Source organism: Duganella phyllosphaerae (assembly GCF_001758785.1).
GTDB lineage: Bacteria > Pseudomonadota > Gammaproteobacteria > Burkholderiales > Burkholderiaceae_D > Rugamonas > Rugamonas phyllosphaerae.
Genome location: NZ_LROM01000152.1, coordinates 161,625 through 179,359 on the forward strand (window position 1 = coordinate 161,625; position 17,735 = coordinate 179,359).

A 17,735-nucleotide genomic window follows, 5' to 3' on the forward strand; every position below is an offset into this window, starting at 1 on the left:
GCCGCTTCGCCCTTGCAAGCACCCTTCCCTTGCGCGGCATGCTGCCTAGAATGAGACGATTACCGTTCATGAAATGGGAGCACGCACATGCACATCACGCTTGAAGATCAAACCGCCATCGTCACCGGCGCCAACTCCGGCCTCGGGCGCGGCATCGCGCTGGCCTTTGCCAGGGCCGGCGCCAATGTCGTGGTCAACTACCACTCGCACCAGGACCAGGCCGACGAAGTCGTCGCTGCGATTACAGCCGCCGGCGGCAAGGCCATCGCCTTCCAGGCCGACGTCGGTGAGGAAGCCGATGTGCAGGCGCTGTTTGCCGCCGCCATCGAACGCTTCGGCGCGATCGACATCGTGGTGGCCAATTCCGGTCGCCAGGACGATGCGCCCAGCGCCGACATGACGCTGGCGCAGTGGGAAGGCGTATTGAAAACCAACCTGACCGGCCAGTTCCTGTGCATGCGCGAGGCGGTGCGCACTTTCCGCAAGCAGGGCCAGCGCCAGGCGTCGCGCGCGCTGGGCAAGATCATCTGCATGAGCTCCGTCCACCAGCGCATCCCGTGGGCCGGCCACGTCAACTATGCAGCCTCCAAGGGCGGCGTGCACCTGCTGATGGAAACCATGGCGCAGGAAATGGCGCCCGAGCGCATCCGCATCAACGCGATTGCGCCGGGCGCCATCAAGACGCCGATCAACGCCGAAGTGACCGCCGACGGCGGCACCGACGATTTGCTCAAGCTGATTCCATATGGCCGCGTGGGCCAGCCGGACGATGTGGCCAACGCCGCGCTGTTCCTGGCCTCCGACCTGGCCGACTACGTGGTGGGCAGCACGCTGTTCGTCGATGGCGGCATGGCGCTGTACCCGGGCTTCGAGGACAACGGCTGATGGCTGCCGCCAATCCACGGACCAAACCCCTCAAGCCGGGAGAAGCGCAGCAGCCGCCCCATGATCGTCAGCGCAAGGAACGCGACATTGCCGACCACGGCGTGATCGGCAACCTGGCCACGATTGCGCTGGTGGCGTGCGACGGCGCCATCGACTACATGTGCTGGCCCAACCTCGACAGCCCCAGCATCTTCGCCGGCATTCTCGATGCGGACCAGGGCGGCGTGTTCGAACTGGCGCCCGACATCGCAGAACCACGCGTGGTGCAGATGTACATCCCCGACACCAACGTGCTGCTCACGCGCTGGATGGGCAGCGACGCTTCAGCCGAATTGACCGACCTGATGATCGACACGTCGGAAACCGGCGAAGCGCCCACCCGGCTGGTACGGCGCATGGTCGTCACGCGCGGCACGGTAACCATCCACGTGCGCTGCGCGCCGCGCTACGACTATGCGCGCCTGAAACCGTCGGTGACGATCAAGGACGGCGCTGCGCTCTTCAAGGCCAAGGATTGCCCGTCGCTGCGATTGAGCGGCGCCGATTTCAGCAAGGGCGACGGTGAAGTCCACGCCAGCATCACGCTCAAGGCGGGCCAGTGCATCACGCTGATGCTCGATGAACCCGGCGAACCGCTGATCGGCGCCGACCAGATCGGCCAACTGATCGAAGCGACCATCAACCGCTGGCGCGCCTGGTCGGCGCAATCGACCTACAAGGGCCGCTGGCGCGACGCCGTCGGCCGTTCGGCCCTGGTGCTCAAGCTGCTGACGTCACGCCGCCATGGTTCGATCGCGGCGGCCGGCACTTTCTCGCTGCCGGAAGCGGCGGGCGGCGTGCGCAACTGGGACTATCGCGCCGCCTGGATCCGCGATTCGTCGTTCTCGATCTACGCGCTGATGCGCCTCGGCTACCACACCGAGGCCAAGGATTTTTATCGCTGGCTGGGCGACCGCGCCATGCATTCATCCAAGGGCGGCGAGCTGAAAGTGATGTATGCGCTCGATGGCGGCACGGTGCCGGCCGAAACCTCGCTCGAGCACCTCGGTGGGTACGGCGGCGCCGTGCCGGTCCGTATCGGCAACGATGCGGTGACCCAGCTGCAGCTCGACATCTACGGCGAGCTGATGGACTCGATCTACCTCAGCAACAAATACGGCGAGGCGATCTCGCACGACCGCTGGCTGGGCGTGTGCCGCGTGATCGATTACGTCGCGCGCCACTGGAAAGAGCCCGATGCCGGCATCTGGGAAATCCGTGGGCCGGCGCGCCACCACCTGCATTCGCGCCTGATGTGCTGGGTGGCGATGGACCGCGCGATCCGGCTGGCCAGCAAGCGCTCGCTGGCCGCGCCGTTTACGCGCTGGATCAAGGTGCGCAACGCCATCCACGACGACATCTGGAAGAACTTCTGGGACGAGAAGCTGGGCCACTTCGTGGAAGAACGCGGCCGCAAGGACCTCGATGCTTCAATGCTCTTGATGCCGCTGGTACGATTCGTGGGCGCCACCGATCCGCGCTGGCTGGCCACGCTGGACGCGATCGGCAACAAGCTCACCGACGACGGCATGGTCTATCGCTACAAGCGCGACGACGGCCTGCCCGGCAAGGAAGGCGCGTTTTCGGCCTGTTCGTTCTGGTACGTGGAGTGCCTGGCACGCGCAGGCCGCATGGACGAAGCACGCCACATCTTCGAAAAGCTGCTGCGCTACGCCAATCACGTGCAGCTGTATGCCGAAGAATTCGACGAACGCGCGCACCTGGTGGGAAACTTCCCGCAGGGGTTCACCCACCTGGCGCTGGTCAGTGCCGCGTTTTATATCGATCGCGAGATGGAGGGACGCGGACCGCGTGACTGGCCCGCCTGAGCGCCCATCACTACTGGATCACCCGGTAGCAGGGCTCATAGGCCTTGCCCGGCAACTTCATCCTGCTCTGCTCCACGAACGACGTCAGCAGCGCATCCATCGGCCCCATGATGGCCTTGTCGCCATGGATTTCGAAGTGTCCATGCTGTTCGATGGCGCGGATGCCTTCGTTCTTGACGTTACCGGCCACCACGCCCGAAAACGCCCGGCGCAAATTCGCTGCCAGCAGGTGCACTTCCTGGTCCTTGTGCAGGCTGAGGTTGCGCATGTTTTCGTGGGTGGGCGCGAACGGCATCTGGAACTCGCGGTCGATCTTGAGCCCCCAGTTGAAGTAATAGGCGTCGCTGCGGGTCTTGCGGTACTCGCGCACCTGCTTGACACCGGCCTGCATCTCGCGCGCCACCGCTTCCGGGTCGTCGATGATGATCTTGTAGCGCTCTTGCGCTTCCGGTCCCAGCGTGGCGTGGATGAAGTTATTGATCTGCACAAAATACTCGCGCGAGGTTTCCGGCCCGGTGAAAATCAAGGGGAACGGCAGCTCGGCATTGTCCGGGTGCAGCAGGATACCTAGGATGTACAGGATCTCTTCGGCCGTGCCGGCGCCGCCCGGGAACACCACGATGCCATGGCCGGCGCGCACGAACGCTTCGAGGCGCTTTTCGATGTCGGGCATGATCACCAGCTGGTTGACGATCGGATTCGGCGATTCGGCAGCGATGATGCCCGGCTCGGTAATGCCCAGGTAGCGGCCATTGGTCAGTCGCTGCTTGGCGTGGCCGATGGTGGCGCCCTTCATCGGGCCCTTCATGGCGCCCGGGCCGCAGCCGGTGCAGATATCGAGTTCGCGCAGGCCCATCTGATAACCGACTTCCTTCGAGTAGTTGTACTCGGCGCGGTTGATCGAGTGGCCGCCCCAGCACACCACCAGGTTCGGGTTGAGCATCGGCTTCAGTACGCCGGCATTGCGCAGGATATGGAACACGGCGTCCGTGACATCCTCGGTGCGGCTCATGTCGAACTTGTCGGAGTTGGTGACTTCGTTGCTGACGAAGACGATATCGCGCAGCACGGCGAACAGCTGCTCGTGGATGCCCTTGATCATTTTGCCGTCGACGAAAGCGGATGCAGGCGCGCCCTTGATATCGAGCTTGATGCCGCGCTCGCGCTGGATGATGCTGATCGAGAACGACTCGAAGCGCTCGAGCAGTTCCTTGCCGTCGTCGATGGTGCTGCCGCAATTGAGCACGGCCAGCGCGCAATTGCGAAATACGTTATACAGGCCGCCCTGGCTGGTATCGAGCAGTTTGTTTACTTCGGCCTTGGACAGCACTTCGAGCTGTCCTTCCGGCGAAATCAGGGTATCGATAACGTCATGTTCCATGTTGCGTAAATCCTTATATTCAGGTGCGCAGATTCGGTGTCTCGCAGGGTGCCCTGCCCTGCCAATATACGACAAGTCGGCGCGCTGCGTGCGGAGTTTGGTGCAGCGCAGCGCGCAAAAAGTACTTTCTAAACCATTTGTAGATTAAAATGGCGCCCGATTTGGCCCCTCACGAGGGGGCCCGAGACATTTTTAAACAGATCATCGAAGAGGAGACCCCGCATGAGCGGTGCCACCATCAATAAATCGGAAGCAGTCGTGCCCGAGTTCAAACAGATCATGGGACACCCGGCCCCGCTGTGGATGTTGTTCATGACCGAGTTCTGGGAGCGCTTCGCGTTCTACGGCATCCGTTGGGCACTCGTGCTTTACGTCGTCGCCCAGTTCTACAACGGCGATGCGTCCGGTGAATCCGCCGCCAACCTCGTGTACGGCTCCTACCTCGCGCTGGTCTATGCGGCCGCCCTGTTCGGCGGCTACGTGGCCGACCGCGTGCTCGGCTACCAGCGCTCGATCCTCATCGGCGCCGCCTTCATGGCAGCGGGCCTGTTCATGATCGCCGTGCCGCACGAAGAGGTGTTCAAGTTGGGCCTGGCCACCATCATCGTCGGTAACGGCATGTTCAAGCCGAACATCTCGACCATGGTCGGCAAGCTCTATACCACCGGCGATCCACGCCGCGATTCGGGCTTCACCATTTTCTACATGGGCATCAATGCCGGCGCCATGGTCGCGCCGGTGCTGACCGAGTGGCTCGCCGCCAAGGTGTTCGGCACCGATGGCATGCCCGCCTACAAAGTGGTGTTCATGTCGGCCGGCGTGGGCATGCTGATCAGCCTGGTATGGTTCTTCATCGGCCGCGCGCGCCTGCTGGGCATTGGCGCCCCGGACGCGCAGCATGCCGATCCAAAACGCCTGCTGTACGTGATCATCGGCTCGCTGTGCGTGATCCCGGTCGTGTACTTCCTGCTGGCCGCCGGCGCCGCCAACCTGCAGATCGTGCTGACCATTTTGTTCATCATCCTGTCGGTGATGGTGCTGGTGGAAGGCTTCAAAAACGGCAAGGTCGCGCGCGACAAGGCGCTGGCGATGCTGATCATCTTCTTCTTCAACATCATGTTCTGGATGTTCTTCGAACAGGCTGGCAGCTCGTTCACCTTCCTGGCCGAAAAAATCGTCGACCGCGACATGTTCAATTGGACCTTCCCGGTGGCCTGGTTCCAGACCGTGAATTCGCTGGCCATCATCACGTTCGCGCCGCTGATCGCGTTCATCTGGGTCAAGCTCGGTCGCGCCAATCCGTCGATTCCGCGTAAATTCGGCCTGGGCCTGCTGTTCAACGCCCTGGCGTTCGGCCTGCTGATGTATTCGCTGTCGATGCTGGTCAATATCGACAACAAGATCCCGTTCTGGACCCTGTTCATGGTCTACGTGCTGCAGTCGATCGGTGAGCTGTGCCTGTCGCCGATCGGCCTGTCGATGGTGACCAAGCTGGCGCCTACCCGCCTGGTGGGCCTGGGTATGGGTGGCTGGTTCCTGTCCACCGGTATCGGCAACAACCTGTCGGGCATGTTCGCCTCCCACGTCAGTGGCACCGGCGGCATGTCGATCACGTCGGCTCTGTCGGGTTACACCGTGGGCTTTTATTCGCTGCTTGCCGGCGGCGTGCTGCTGTTCCTGGTCGCTCCGCTGATCCAGAAGCTGATGCACGGCGTGAAGTAAGCGCAATGACGTCGCTCCCGCGCAGGCGGGAGCGTAGTTGCAAGATAAACGGCGCTCTCGGGCGCCGTTTATCGTTTAAGCTGCGCTATTTGAACTGCATCGGGTGGGCGGTGAGCCACGCCTGCAGTGTGGTCGCCGCCTCGGGCGCCAAATGCAACCCCAGCTTGGAGCGGCGCCACAGGATGTCCCGCGCCGTGCGCGCCCACTCGTACTTGCGCAGGTACGCCACTTCCACTTCATACAGGCCGGGGACGATTTCGGCGCCCATGTCGGCCACCGTGGCGCGGTCGCGCAGCAGCGTGTGGATGCGGGTGCCGTAGGCGCGGGTGTAGCGCACCACCAGTAGCGGCGGCAGCCAGGCGTAATGGTTCTGCACGTTGCGCACCCATTCGTCGAAACCCAGCACCGACTTGTTTTGCGGCTCGGCGCCGTACAAGTCGCCGCCCGGCAGGCAGGCGTGGGCGGTCCAGTTGCCGTGGCGGTTGTCCAGGGCCTTGGCGATCAGTTCCACCGCTTCTTCGGCCAGCTTGCGGTAGGTGGTGATCTTGCCGCCGAAAATACTCAGGATCGGCGCGCCATCGCTGTCGACTTCGAGCTTGTAGTCGCGGGTGACGGCCTTGGCGTCGGCGCCGTCGTCGAGCAGCGGGCGCACGCCGGAATAGGTCCACACCACGTCGGAAGGCGCCACCGGCTTGACGAAATACTCGCTGGCCAGCTGGCACAGGTAGGCGATTTCGGTGTCGTCGATCGCCACGCCGTTGGCGTCCCCCTTGTAATCGATATCGGTGGTGCCGATCAGCGTGAAATCGCGCTCGTACGGAATCGCGAACACGATGCGGCCGTCGCGGTTCTGAAAAATATAGGCGTTATCGTGATCGAACATGCGCCTGACCACGATATGGCTGCCCTTGACCAGGCGCAGGTGGCCGGCGCCGTCTTTCGGCGTTGCCGTGTGCAGCATCTGCGCGGTCCACGGCCCGGCCGCGTTGACCACGTAGCGGGCGTTGACGCGGATGCCGCCGCAGGTGGGCTTGTCGATGATCGCTTCCCAGCCGGCGCCCTTGCGGGTGAGCGTGTCCACCCGGGCCTGGGTGAGGATGGTGGCGCCCTTCTCGCAGGCGTCCATGGCGTTGAGCACGACCAGGCGGGCATCGTCCACCCAGCCGTCGGAGTAGGCGAAGCCGCAGCGAAATTCCGGCTTGAGCGGCTTGCCGGCCGAGTGGCAGCGCAGGTTGATGGCGGCCGAGCGCGGCAGCAGTTCGCGCTTGGCCAGCGTGTCGTAGAGCCACAGGCCGGCGCGGATCAGCAGCGCGGAACGCTGACCTTTTGAATGCGGCATGACAAAGCGCAGCGGCCACATGATGTGGGGCGCGGCGCGCAGCAGCACTTCGCGCTCGATCAGCGCCTTGCGCACCAGGTTGAATTCGTAGTACTCGAGATAGCGCAGGCCGCCGTGTATCAGCTTGGTCGATGCCGACGACGTGTGCGCCGCCAGGTCGTCCTTTTCGCACAGGACGACCGACAGCCCGCGTCCGGCCGCATCGCGCGCGATACCCGCGCCATTGATGCCGCCGCCCACGATCAGGACATCGCAATCGAGCGTGTGCTGCGGTTCCGCCATGAGTTCCCCGAGGTGACTTGTAATATAGCATGATTTGCCACATCCCCTACGGTACGACAAATTTCACTTTGATGATAGAGGGCAACCGTATCGTCCCTCTAAAATTCACCGTGAAAGCCACGTTCGTTATAAGTTTGCTATTTAAGCTGGCTCAAATTTCGTTGGTCTATAATCTTCGCACCGTATTGATAGCGAGACCCACGCTTTGACTGCTACTACCAACAAACTGCCCCAGTGGCTCAACCGCCGCAACACCATCCGTGGCGTGATCGTGATCGGCCTGGTGGCCCTGATCGGCGCGGTCGCGCTGGCGGCGTACATGTTCCTGGCGATTGCGCCCAATTTGCCGTCGCTCGATAAAATCTCCGACTACAAGCCAAAGATTCCGCTGCGCGTATACACCGCCGACAATGCCCTGATCGGCGAATTCGGCGAGGAACACCGCGACTTCATCCCCATCAAGGAGATGCCGGACCTGATGAAAAAAGCGGTGCTGTCGATCGAGGACAAGCGCTTCTACGAGCACAATGGCATCGACTGGGTGCGCGCCATGGGCGCCGTCAAGGCCAACCTGGGCGGCTCGTTCCGCCAGGGCGGGTCCACCATCACCATGCAAGTCGCGCGCAATTTCTTCCTCACGCGCGAAAAAGTCCTGGGCCGCAAGCTCAACGAAGTGATGCTGGCCCTGAAAATCGAGAACGCCCTCTCCAAGGACGAAATCCTCGAGCTGTACATGAACCAGATCTACCTGGGCCAGCGCTCGTTCGGCTTCGGCAGCGCGGCGCAAACCTATTTCGGCAAGTCGCTCAAGGAATTGAACATCGCCGAGATGGCGATGCTGGCCGGCCTGCCGCAAAACCCGGCGCGCCATAACCCGATCACCAACCTCAAGCGCGCCAAGCAGCGCCAGCAACTGGTACTGAAGTCGATGCGCGACCTCGATTACATCACCGCCGAGCAGTACGACGCGGCGCTCAAGCAGCCGATCCACATCAGCGCCAAGGGCCAGCAGTTCGAAGTGCACGCCGAATACGTGGCCGAACTGGCGCGCCAGGTCGTGTATGCGCAGTTCAAGGACGAGGCTTACACGCGTGGCATCAGCGTGTACACCACCATCCTCAAGGACGACCAGAACGCGGCCTACGAGTCGATGCGCCGCAACGTCATCAACTATGACCAGCGCCACGGCTATCGCGGCCCGGAAACGTATATCACTCTGCCCGCCGACGCCGACGAACGCGACGACGCCATCGAGGACGCGCTGCAGCGCCGCCCAACCAGCGACCGCCTGATCGCGGCCGTGGTGCTGGCCGCCAGCACCAAGTCCGTCACGGTGCAGAACGAAGCCGGCGACGAGATCACCATCACCGGCGACGGCCTGCGGCTGGCCGCCAGCGCGCTCACCGACAAGGCCAGGGAATCGCTGCGCGTGCGTCCTGGCGCCGTCATCCGCATCATGGACAACGGCAAAAAGGGCTGGGCCATTTCGCAGGTGCCGCAGGTAGCGGCGGCGTTCGTGTCGATGGACGCGGTCAACGGCGGCTATCACGCCATGGTCGGCGGTTTCGACTACAACCTGCAAAAATTCAATCACGTCACGCAGGCATGGCGCCAGCCCGGCTCCTCGATCAAGCCGTTCGTGTATTCGGCGGCGCTGGAAAAAGGCTTTTCGCCGGCCACGCTGCTCAATGACGAGCCGCTGGAGCTGACCGCTGCCGAAACCGGCAGCCAGCCCTGGAGCCCGCGCAACGACGACGGCAAGTACGAAGGCCCGATCACCATGCGCTACGCGCTGGCCGAATCGAAAAACGTGGTCACGGTGCGCATCCTGCGCGCCATCACGGTGCCGTACGCGCACGATTACCTGGGAAAGTTCGGCTTCGATCTGGCCAAGCATCCGAAGAACTTCACCATGGCGCTGGGCACCGGCTCGGTCACGCCGGCGCAGATGGCCGGCGCCTACTCGGTGTTCGCCAACGGCGGCTACTCGGTGGAGCCGTACCTGATCGCCAAAATCGTCGATGGCGACGGCAAGATCATCTCCGAAGCCAAGCCGCGCACCACCCTGCCCGACGAGGCGCGCGTGCTCGATCCGCGCAATGCGTATGTCACCGACAGCATGCTGCGGGAAGTGACACGCACCGGCACCGGCGGCGCCGTCGCGCGCCTGGGCCGCCACGACATGGCCGGCAAAACCGGTACCTCGTCGGAGGCGGTCGATGGCTGGTTTGCCGGCTACGGCGGCGGCATCGTGGCAGTGTCGTGGATGGGTTACGACGATTCCAAATCGCTGGGCAACAAGGAGTTCGGCGCCACCGTGGCGCTGCCGATCTGGCTCGACTACATGAAGGTGGCGATGAAAGACCGGCCGGCACGCGACCGGCCGGTACCGGTGGGCCTGACGCAGGTGGGCAGCGAATGGCTGTACGATGAGTTCACCGGCGACGCCGCGCGGGTGTCACTGGATCTCGATGCAGCGCCACCTGGGGCGGAGAACATCGTGCCGATGCCGACTGGCGCCGGTGCGCCGCCGCCACCACCACCGCCACCGACACCGGCGCCGCCACCGGCGCCACTGCCAGCACGCTAAAAAGCTATCCGGGCCGCTGGTGGCGTCCCAGCGCCGCCGCCAGCCCGATCTTGTTCGACACCCCCAGTGCGCGGTAGGCGTCGCGCAGGTAGGTGCGCACGGTGGACGGCGACAGGCCAAGCAGGCGCGCGACCTGCTTGCTGCTATGGCCCTGCGTATAGAGCAGCGCCGCACCCAGTTCGCGCGGCGACAGCGGCAACTGCGCCGCCGTGCTGCTCCTGACCGTCACTGCCATCAACTGTCCCACCGGTTCGAGCCACAAGCTGGCGCCGGCCAGGCGCAACGCACAGGGCGCGCGGAGGAACGCTGCGCTCACCGCTGGCGGCAATACGGTACCGGTCCAATCCGGCGCATAACGCGCCAGTACCTGCGCCATGCCCTGCCCCAGGTAATGCAGCCGCCCGGCATGGTCGGCCAGCGCCAGCGCCGTGCCGGCGCAGCCGCCGGCAACCGTCCCAGCCCCTAACCCTGCAACAGTACCAGTAACAGTAACAGCGCCGGCGCCGGCACCGGCCATGGTCAAGCTCAGCAGATCGGCTACCCGGTGCTGCCAGGCCTGGGCCAGGTGGCGGGTAACATCGGCAAAGAACGCGCTTTCGGCATCGCTGAACCCTGCCTGCGGATCGTGGCGGTACAGGCAAATGAAAAACAGCAGCCCGCTGTGTTCCAGCGCGATGGTCATGGTCAGGATGCAATACAGACGATGCCGCACGACGAACTCCGCGACCGCACCGGGCGGCCCCCGGTAGTGGCCGCTGGCGCGAAACACCGTGCCCAGGTCGGCCATGGTGCTGAGCGCAAACGTGTCCACGGCGGCCACGTCGCGGTTCCACTCCTGGGCAAAGGTCGGACTGAGGCCAATGCTCGCATGGAGCAGGTTGCGCGGACTGGCGCCGACACCAGCAGCGGGCGCTGCGTCGATCACCTCGCCCCACCATGCGGCATCGAAACCGACGTGCTCGCGCAGCGCCAGCATGGAGGCGTGCAGAAACTCGGCGGGCGCAGTCTGCCGCGCCAGTTGACCAATGCGCAGCAGGCACGGCCCCAGCGCGCGGTGCAGCGGCGCCGGTGCGCCGTCGCCCTCTCCGGTGCCGGTGGTCCAGTCGCTATCAATACTATCAAGACTCTCGAGATCCATGGCGTTGCTCCTGCCCCCACCTCCGCATTCGAGGAGGGGTGTTTATCGCGTGACGGACAGTATGATGGATTGTATCAGTCCACCTGATATAAACCACGACAACAATTATGGAGACAATCATGAAAACAACGACAGGAACCCTGGCAGCGCTGCTATGCGCCGCCACTGCCGCACTGGCGCTGGCCGGTTGCGGCAACAGCGGCAGCGTCGGCGTCGGCGATGCCCACGCCGCTACGCTGGCGCCGTTCAAGGAAGTGGCAATCGGCACCGACTTCTGGGCCGTCCAGGAAGCGCCCCCGGCCGGCGCCAAACCGGGCGACATCCTGCGCGCGCAAAAGCGCGGTGACGCGCCTGCCGGCGCGCAGGGCTGGAGCGTGGTGTACGTGTCGGAAATCGCGCCAGGCAAACTGGCATACGTGTCGGGCGAAGTCTACTATCCGGCGGCAGCCGCCACGGCGCCGCGCGACATCGTCCTGTGGAACCACGAAACTGCCGGCCTGGGCGACGCCTGCGCACCGTCGCGGCGCAACCTGCTGGAGAACAGCGTGGACCGGGTGCCGGCCATCAGCAGCCAGCTTGCCGCCGGCCGCGTGGTAGTGATGAGCGACTACCCCGGCCTGGGCCTGCCCGGCCCCGCCTTGTACATGGCGGGCCAGCCGAATGCGCGCGCCTCGCTGGACATGCTGCGCGTGGCGCAAAAATTCCCGGACGCCCGGGCCTCGGCGCGCTACGTGATGTACGGCTGGTCGCAGGGCGGCCAGACCACCATGTGGGCCGAAAACATCGCGGCCAGCTACGCGCCCGAATTCACCGGCCTGGGCGCCGCGCTGATCGCGCCGGCCGTGCGCATCCGCGAGCTCACGCTCAACTCGATGAAGTCGCCGACCAACGCCGGCTACGTGATCTCCACCCTGCCCGGCATCCAGGCCTATATGCCGGAGCTCAAATACCGCGACTTCCTTTCGGCCGAGGGCATGGAGCAGCTGCCGGCGCTGACCAATGGCTGCTACGACATCTGGGAACTGGCGACCAGCGTGCGTGACGCCTACCAGCCCGGCGCACTGACGCCAGGCTCGAGCTGGTGGAACGCGCTCACGGCGGTGGACAACTTCACGCCGCGCGGTTCGATGCCGTTCGTGATGTTCCAGGGCACCCTGGACACCGACACGCCGGTCGCGCTCAACCAGCGTGAACGCAGCGCCCTGTGCAAGGCGGGATCGGCGGTGGAATACAACGAGTTCGCCACGCTCAACCACCTGACCATGGTGCCGGAAGCGGCAAAACGGCTGCCGGCGTGGATGGACGCGCGCTTCAAGGGCCAGGCCCCCGCCAACAACTGCCCCGCGCCTTAGACTACAGCAAGCGTTAAAGAGCGGGTATCGCCAGGTACCCGCGCATCATCCGCACCGCGCTGCCGGCAAATTGATCGGGCGTCACGTCCGCCGCCCGGTATTTCCACCGTTTGACATACCAGTCCTGGAACGTTGCCATCAGGTGCGACGCCAGCAGGTCGGCGCTGCCCGGCGGGCGCGACGGCAGGCGCACGATCACCTCGGCAAACAGCGACTGCACGTACAACTCCGAACGCTTGGCCGCGTGGCGCAATTCCGGCTGTAGCACGCGCGAATCCATGTACACGAAATAAAACCACGGCTGCAAGATCTCGGAGATGTAGATCGACGAGCGTATCAACGCTTCCAGGCGGTCGAGCGGATCGGCGATGGTGTCGAACAGCAGCGGCACCTGGTGAGTGGCGTGGCGCACCACGTCGCCGATCATTTCCGCCAGTTGGTCCTTGTTGCTGATGTAGCCGTACAAGCCCCCCATCGACAAGCCGGTTTCCTGGCACAAATCGCGCAGGTTCATGGCGCGAAAGCCGACATCGTTGGCCAGTTTGAAGGTGGCGTTGAAGATCCGTTCGAGGTTTTCCAGCGCCGGCTTACGGCGCTTGACGGTGATGCGGTCGGCGTAATGGTCGAGCAGGTAGGCCCAGATATTGCCGGCGCCGAGCGGCGTCATGGTCTGAAACTGGGCAAAGGTAAAGTCTGGCTGCACGACGGTCTCTTTAGTTGGTTTTATGGTAAATATTATAGCGTATGCGGTAACATGGTGATCCTTGTCCAGGAATGTTTCCATTGTATACACGTCGCCCCCCACCCAACTTACTCCTGCCGCTGCTAGCCGTCCTGTCGCTGTTGCTTTTGCTGGCATTGTCAGCAAAAGCCCATGCCGCTGGGGCACCGGTCGAGGTGCGCGCCCTCCACCAGGGCGTGGTGTCGCTCACCGATGCTGTTGCCGTACTCGAAGATCCTGGCCACGCGCTCGATCTGGCGCAGGCGCGCGCGCAAAGCTATCGCTACAGCGGACAGGCCGACCAGGCGATCAGCTTTGGCTATTCCCGGTCGGCCTACTGGCTCAAGGTGGAGCTGCGCAATTCGGGTGCTGCGCCAGTGCGTCGCCTGCTCGAAATCAGCAACGCGCGCCTGAGCGATATCACGTTCTATGAACCGGATGAAGACGGCAGCTATCGTGCGCACCACACCGGCAGCGCAATGCCGTATGCCTCGCGCGATTACCCCAACCGTTACTATGTCTACCAGATCGAGCTGCCGGCCCGATCGCAGCACACTTATTATCTGCGCGTAGCCTCCGAGGGCGCCAAGCTGATACCGCTGCGCCTGTGGGAGCCGCAGGCGTTTGCAGTCCACGCCCAGGGCGACTACCTGGCACAGGGCATTTTCTTCGGCATGGTGATCGCCATGATGCTGTTCAACCTGGTGCTGTTCGCCATGCTGCGCGACCGGCTGTACCTGATGTACGTGGTCTTCGTGGTGGTTACCGCCATGGGGCTGGCCGCCCAGAACGGCCTGGGTCACGAATGGCTGTGGCCAGCGGTGGGCGGACGCTGGCCCAACCTGTCGGCCGCGATCCTGTTCTCGCTGTCGCACGCCACGCTCACCATGTTCATGCGGCGGATGATCGGCACCCGCACCCTGGTGCCCTGGCTCGACAAGCTGCTGCTGGCGATGGTGGCATGGTTCCTGGTCTCGCCGGTGCTGCTGGTGCTGTTCTACCAGCAGGTGGCCGGCGCCATCACCACGATCTGGAGCATTACCTCGCCGCTGACGCTGGTGATCGCGCTGGTGTGCGTATGGCGCCGCCAGCGCAGCGCCTACTACTTCAGCGCCGCGTTTTGCGTGCTGCTGGTGGGTAACATGGGCAGCGCCCTGGCCGCGCTGGCGATATTGCCGCACAACCTGGGCACCAATTTCGGCGCGCAGATAGGATCCGCCTGCGAAATGCTGCTGCTGGCGTTTGCGCTGGCCGACCGCATGCACGTGATGAGGCGCGAGAAGGAGCAGGCGCAGGCAATGGCGCTGGCCGCCCAGAACGACCTGATCACCGGTCTGAAACTGTCGGAGCAGCGCCTGGAAGCGCACGTGGCCCAGCGTACGGCCGAACTGCAGCAAGCCAACAACAGCCTCGCGCTGATGTCGATGACCGACGTCCTCACCGGCATCCCGAACCGCCGCCGCTTCGACCAGATCCTGGCGGCGGAATGGACACGGGCGGCGCGCCAGCACAGCCTGCTGGCCATCGGCATGCTCGATATCGACCACTTCAAGAAGTACAACGACCACTACGGCCATCAACAGGGCGATGACTGCCTGCGCCGCGTGGCGGCGGCGATCGATGACCAGTTCCGGCGCGGTGGCGACCAGGTGGCGCGTTACGGCGGCGAGGAATTCATCTTCATCGTGCCCGACGCCCAGCCCGACACCGCCATGGCCCTGGCGCAGGCGGTCTGCGCAGCGGTGGCCGCGCTGGGCATCGTGCATGCGGCAGCGCCAGGCGGCATCGTCACGGTGAGCGTGGGTGTGGCATGCGGCCAGCCAGTCGGCGGCGAAGAACCCGAACAGCTGGTGCACGCGGCCGATGTGGCGCTGTACCAGGCCAAGAAGTCGGGACGGAACCGGGCCATGCTGGCCTGAGAACGGCCAGCGCCTGCCACTGTCCAGCTTGACAATGCGGGTGTGTTCACCGTTTGCCTGTGTCTGGGGCTGCGGCTGCAGGTGCAGGTGCAATTGCGGAGACTGTATTGACCGCATCGACAATGGCTTGCACGGCGTGGGCAGGGGGGATTCCGGACTCGTCCTCCAACCCGTGCCCAACGGCATCGATGGTACGGATGCTGCAACGAGGAGATGCCGCACATGCGCCCGGGTCCGGCAGCTGCAGATAGTCTAGCTGGCCAAACAGATAAATCGTTTTTCCAGTGTAGCCTTGCAACTGCACGACGGTACTGGCGCGGGTCTGGAATACCTGCGAATAGTAAGATCCGTTCCACACTGCTGGCACGCGTACGCCGCCGAACGTTCCCGGCATGACCTCGTCACTGACATCGCCGGCATAGTGGGCCAGCGCCTGCCGGTACAGTGCTTGCGCGTATTGTCGGCGCGCTGCCAGCGTTGCAGGCGAAACGGCGGTAGCCCCAAGAAATTCCTGCAGGCCGGCGCGGGTCGCCGCCAATGGCCGGGCCTCGGCGCAGGCGAATACGCGATCGAGGTCCAGTGTCGGTGCGCGGCACCGATCGAACGCTTTTTGCACCATCCGAACATAAAAACCGCGCTGCATCTGGTAAGCCCAGAGCGCTGACAGCGGTGCTGTCGGCCCGCCGGCGCCAACGATGCCCGCCGGTGCGATGCGGCCTTGCCCGGCCAGCAGCGTGACATGGTGCATGCCTTCAGAAAAAGCCAGCGCTACTTGCGGCAATTTACCAGTCAGCGTCAAGGCCGACAGCGCGTGGAAGACGGCCTCGGTGTCGGCAGTGGTGGTGACGAGATTGGCCGTCCCGCGCACCTCGCTGTTGACGCAGTGGGTGGCAAAGTCGGTCGCGCGCGCTGCGAAATGGTCGCCGTGAGCACATTCGCGCAGCGGTGCAAAACCGCGCAGGCTGAAGAAGGCGACGGCATACCCCTGGCCTGTCAGCGCCTCGACCAGGCCCCCGCGATGATCGGGCCGGTAAGTAGCCTGTTGAAGTTCCGGGTCGAAATACGGATCAGCCAGTCCGCCGGAATTTGGTGCAACGATCACCAGCGCGCGGGGGGCGTTAGCGGGCCAATACAGGTCAACCGGAATATCGATGCCGGCTTCGACAGGTGCAAGCACTTGCCGATAGGTCGGCGGGGCAGCGACAGCAGCAGGCAAGATCGTCGCGCAGACCGCTAGCAGCAAGGAGATCCAGCAGCGTCTCACTGCACAGCACCGGAAAGCAGCACCAGGCAGATCATGCTTTTGTGGAAAAGCTTCAAAATGACTCCGTTTGGTTTGAATGTGGGCCAAAAAAAAGCAGCCACACGGGCTGCTTGACATTACTGCGGTACCAGAAGTGGCTTACCTTTTTGTTTTGCCCAGCCAATATCCGTTGTCACGCAATCCACGTCAATTGAAATGTGCATCACGGCGCGCAGGTGTGGCGCGGCTGGCACGGAAAATCGGTTAAAGTGGCGTGATTGACAACCCAAACACCCATCCATGGCCTATCCGATAGAACACAAGCTGGTGGTCGGCATCGCGTCGAGCGCGCTGTTCGACCTTACCGAGTCGCACCAGGTCTACGTCGAGAGCGGCGCCGAAGCTTATCGCCAGTACCAGGAACGCCACCTCGACGTCGTACTCGGCAAGGGCGTGGCGTTTCCGTTCATCCGGCGTTTTTTATCGATCAACGCCCACCACCCGCAAGCCTCTCCGGTGGAAGTGGTGCTGTTGTCGCGCAATTCTCCGGAGACCGGACTGCGCGTGATGAACTCGATCGCCCACTACGGGCTCGACATCTCGCGCGCCTGTTTTATCACCGGCAAGTCGCCGTACACCTACCTGCCCGCCTTTAATACCTCGCTGTTCCTCACCGCCAACGAGCAGGACGTGCGCATGGCGCTCGACGCCCACTACCCGGCCGGCCTGGTGCTGCCGGGCCTGACCGAGGACGACGACGCCGACGGCGAACTGCGCGTGGCCTTCGACTTCGACGGCGTGATCGCCGACGACGAGTCCGAGACGGTTTTCAAGCGCAACAACGACGTCGCCGAGTTCCACGCCCACGAGCGCGAGCGGGTGGCGGTGCCGCATCAACCGGGGCCGCTGGCCGACCTGTTCCAGAAGCTCTCGGCCATGCAGCGGCTGGAAGACCAGGCGGTAGCGGCCGATCCCGGCTACCTGCGCATCTTGCGCATCGCCATCGTCACCGCCCGCAGCGCGCCCGCGCACGAGCGCGTGGTCACCACGCTCAAGAGCTGGGGCGTGTCGGCCGACGAAACCTTCTTCCTGGGCGGGATGGAAAAAGCGCGCATCCTGTCGATCTTCAAGCCGCACCTGTTCTTCGACGACCAGTTGAGCCACCTGAAGTCCCCTGCCGGCAATATCCCGATGGTGCACATCCCGTTCGGCATCGCCAACCTGGTGGCCGGCTCCGCACCCAAGCCGGGGTAGGCGCAGACCGGGCTGCGGTGCATCGTCTATAATGTTGTTCA

Annotated in this window: 12 protein-coding genes; 7 read left to right on the forward strand and 5 right to left on the reverse strand. The window is 63.9% G+C overall.

Annotated features, from left to right (window positions below; translation table 11 throughout):
- Window positions 1–87 precede the first annotated feature (87 nt).
- Together DUPY_RS26110 and DUPY_RS26115 are read left to right on the forward strand one after the other, a co-directional pair.
- Window positions 88–885, forward strand: coding sequence for an SDR family oxidoreductase (locus tag DUPY_RS26110; protein ID WP_070252061.1), 798 nt, complete (start codon window positions 88–90; stop codon window positions 883–885).
- The gene (locus DUPY_RS26115; protein WP_229255509.1) at window positions 885–2,753 is read left to right on the forward strand and encodes a glycoside hydrolase family 15 protein; all 1,869 of its coding nucleotides are present in this window, start codon (window positions 885–887) and stop codon (window positions 2,751–2,753) included. The genes DUPY_RS26110 and DUPY_RS26115 overlap by 1 nt, the downstream gene beginning before the upstream one ends.
- A 10-nt stretch (window positions 2,754–2,763) precedes the next feature.
- Here DUPY_RS26115 and ppnN read toward each other — a convergent pair whose 3' ends face one another.
- A complete protein-coding gene (ppnN, locus tag DUPY_RS26120) occupies window positions 2,764–4,134 on the reverse strand; it encodes a nucleotide 5'-monophosphate nucleosidase PpnN (RefSeq protein ID WP_070252062.1) in 1,371 nt (456 codons plus the stop codon).
- Between the two features lie 222 nt (window positions 4,135–4,356).
- Here ppnN and DUPY_RS26125 point away from each other — a divergent pair, with 222 nt between their 5' ends.
- Window positions 4,357–5,856: a peptide MFS transporter gene (locus DUPY_RS26125; RefSeq protein ID WP_070252063.1), complete on the forward strand. Its 1,500-nt coding sequence runs from the start codon at window positions 4,357–4,359 to the stop codon at window positions 5,854–5,856.
- An 85-nt stretch (window positions 5,857–5,941) separates the two neighbouring features.
- Here the strand turns inward: DUPY_RS26125 and glpD are convergent, their stop codons facing one another.
- On the reverse strand, window positions 5,942–7,477 hold the full coding sequence (gene glpD / locus DUPY_RS26130; protein ID WP_070252064.1) for a glycerol-3-phosphate dehydrogenase: 1,536 nt from the start codon (window positions 7,475–7,477) through the stop codon (window positions 5,942–5,944).
- 205 nt (window positions 7,478–7,682) lie between these two features.
- Between glpD and DUPY_RS26135 the strand changes: the two genes are divergently transcribed.
- The gene (locus DUPY_RS26135; RefSeq protein WP_070252065.1) at window positions 7,683–10,067 is read left to right on the forward strand and encodes a penicillin-binding protein 1A; all 2,385 of its coding nucleotides are present in this window, start codon (window positions 7,683–7,685) and stop codon (window positions 10,065–10,067) included.
- A gap of 4 nt (window positions 10,068–10,071) precedes the next feature.
- Here the strand turns inward: DUPY_RS26135 and DUPY_RS26140 are convergent, their stop codons facing one another.
- Window positions 10,072–11,205 (reverse strand): helix-turn-helix transcriptional regulator, encoded by a 1,134-nt coding sequence (locus tag DUPY_RS26140; RefSeq protein ID WP_084640898.1) that lies wholly within the window; start codon window positions 11,203–11,205, stop codon window positions 10,072–10,074.
- Between the two features lie 119 nt (window positions 11,206–11,324).
- Between DUPY_RS26140 and DUPY_RS26145 the strand changes: the two genes are divergently transcribed.
- On the forward strand, window positions 11,325–12,557 hold the full coding sequence (locus tag DUPY_RS26145; RefSeq protein WP_070252066.1) for a lipase family protein: 1,233 nt from the start codon (window positions 11,325–11,327) through the stop codon (window positions 12,555–12,557).
- Window positions 12,558–12,570: 13 nt separating this feature from the next.
- Here the strand turns inward: DUPY_RS26145 and DUPY_RS26150 are convergent, their stop codons facing one another.
- Window positions 12,571–13,260, reverse strand: a complete 690-nt coding sequence (locus DUPY_RS26150) for a TetR/AcrR family transcriptional regulator (RefSeq protein ID WP_229255510.1) — start codon at window positions 13,258–13,260, stop codon at window positions 12,571–12,573.
- A gap of 194 nt (window positions 13,261–13,454) precedes the next feature.
- Between DUPY_RS26150 and DUPY_RS26155 the strand changes: the two genes are divergently transcribed.
- The gene (locus DUPY_RS26155) at window positions 13,455–15,197 is read left to right on the forward strand and encodes a diguanylate cyclase domain-containing protein (protein WP_229255511.1); all 1,743 of its coding nucleotides are present in this window, start codon (window positions 13,455–13,457) and stop codon (window positions 15,195–15,197) included.
- A gap of 46 nt (window positions 15,198–15,243) precedes the next feature.
- Here the strand turns inward: DUPY_RS26155 and DUPY_RS26160 are convergent, their stop codons facing one another.
- Window positions 15,244–16,440: an alpha/beta fold hydrolase gene (locus tag DUPY_RS26160; protein WP_070252068.1), complete on the reverse strand. Its 1,197-nt coding sequence runs from the start codon at window positions 16,438–16,440 to the stop codon at window positions 15,244–15,246.
- Between the two features lie 300 nt (window positions 16,441–16,740).
- Between DUPY_RS26160 and DUPY_RS26165 the strand changes: the two genes are divergently transcribed.
- On the forward strand, window positions 16,741–17,694 hold the full coding sequence (locus DUPY_RS26165) for a 5'-nucleotidase (protein ID WP_070252069.1): 954 nt from the start codon (window positions 16,741–16,743) through the stop codon (window positions 17,692–17,694).
- The last annotated feature ends 41 nt before the right edge of the window (window positions 17,695–17,735 follow it).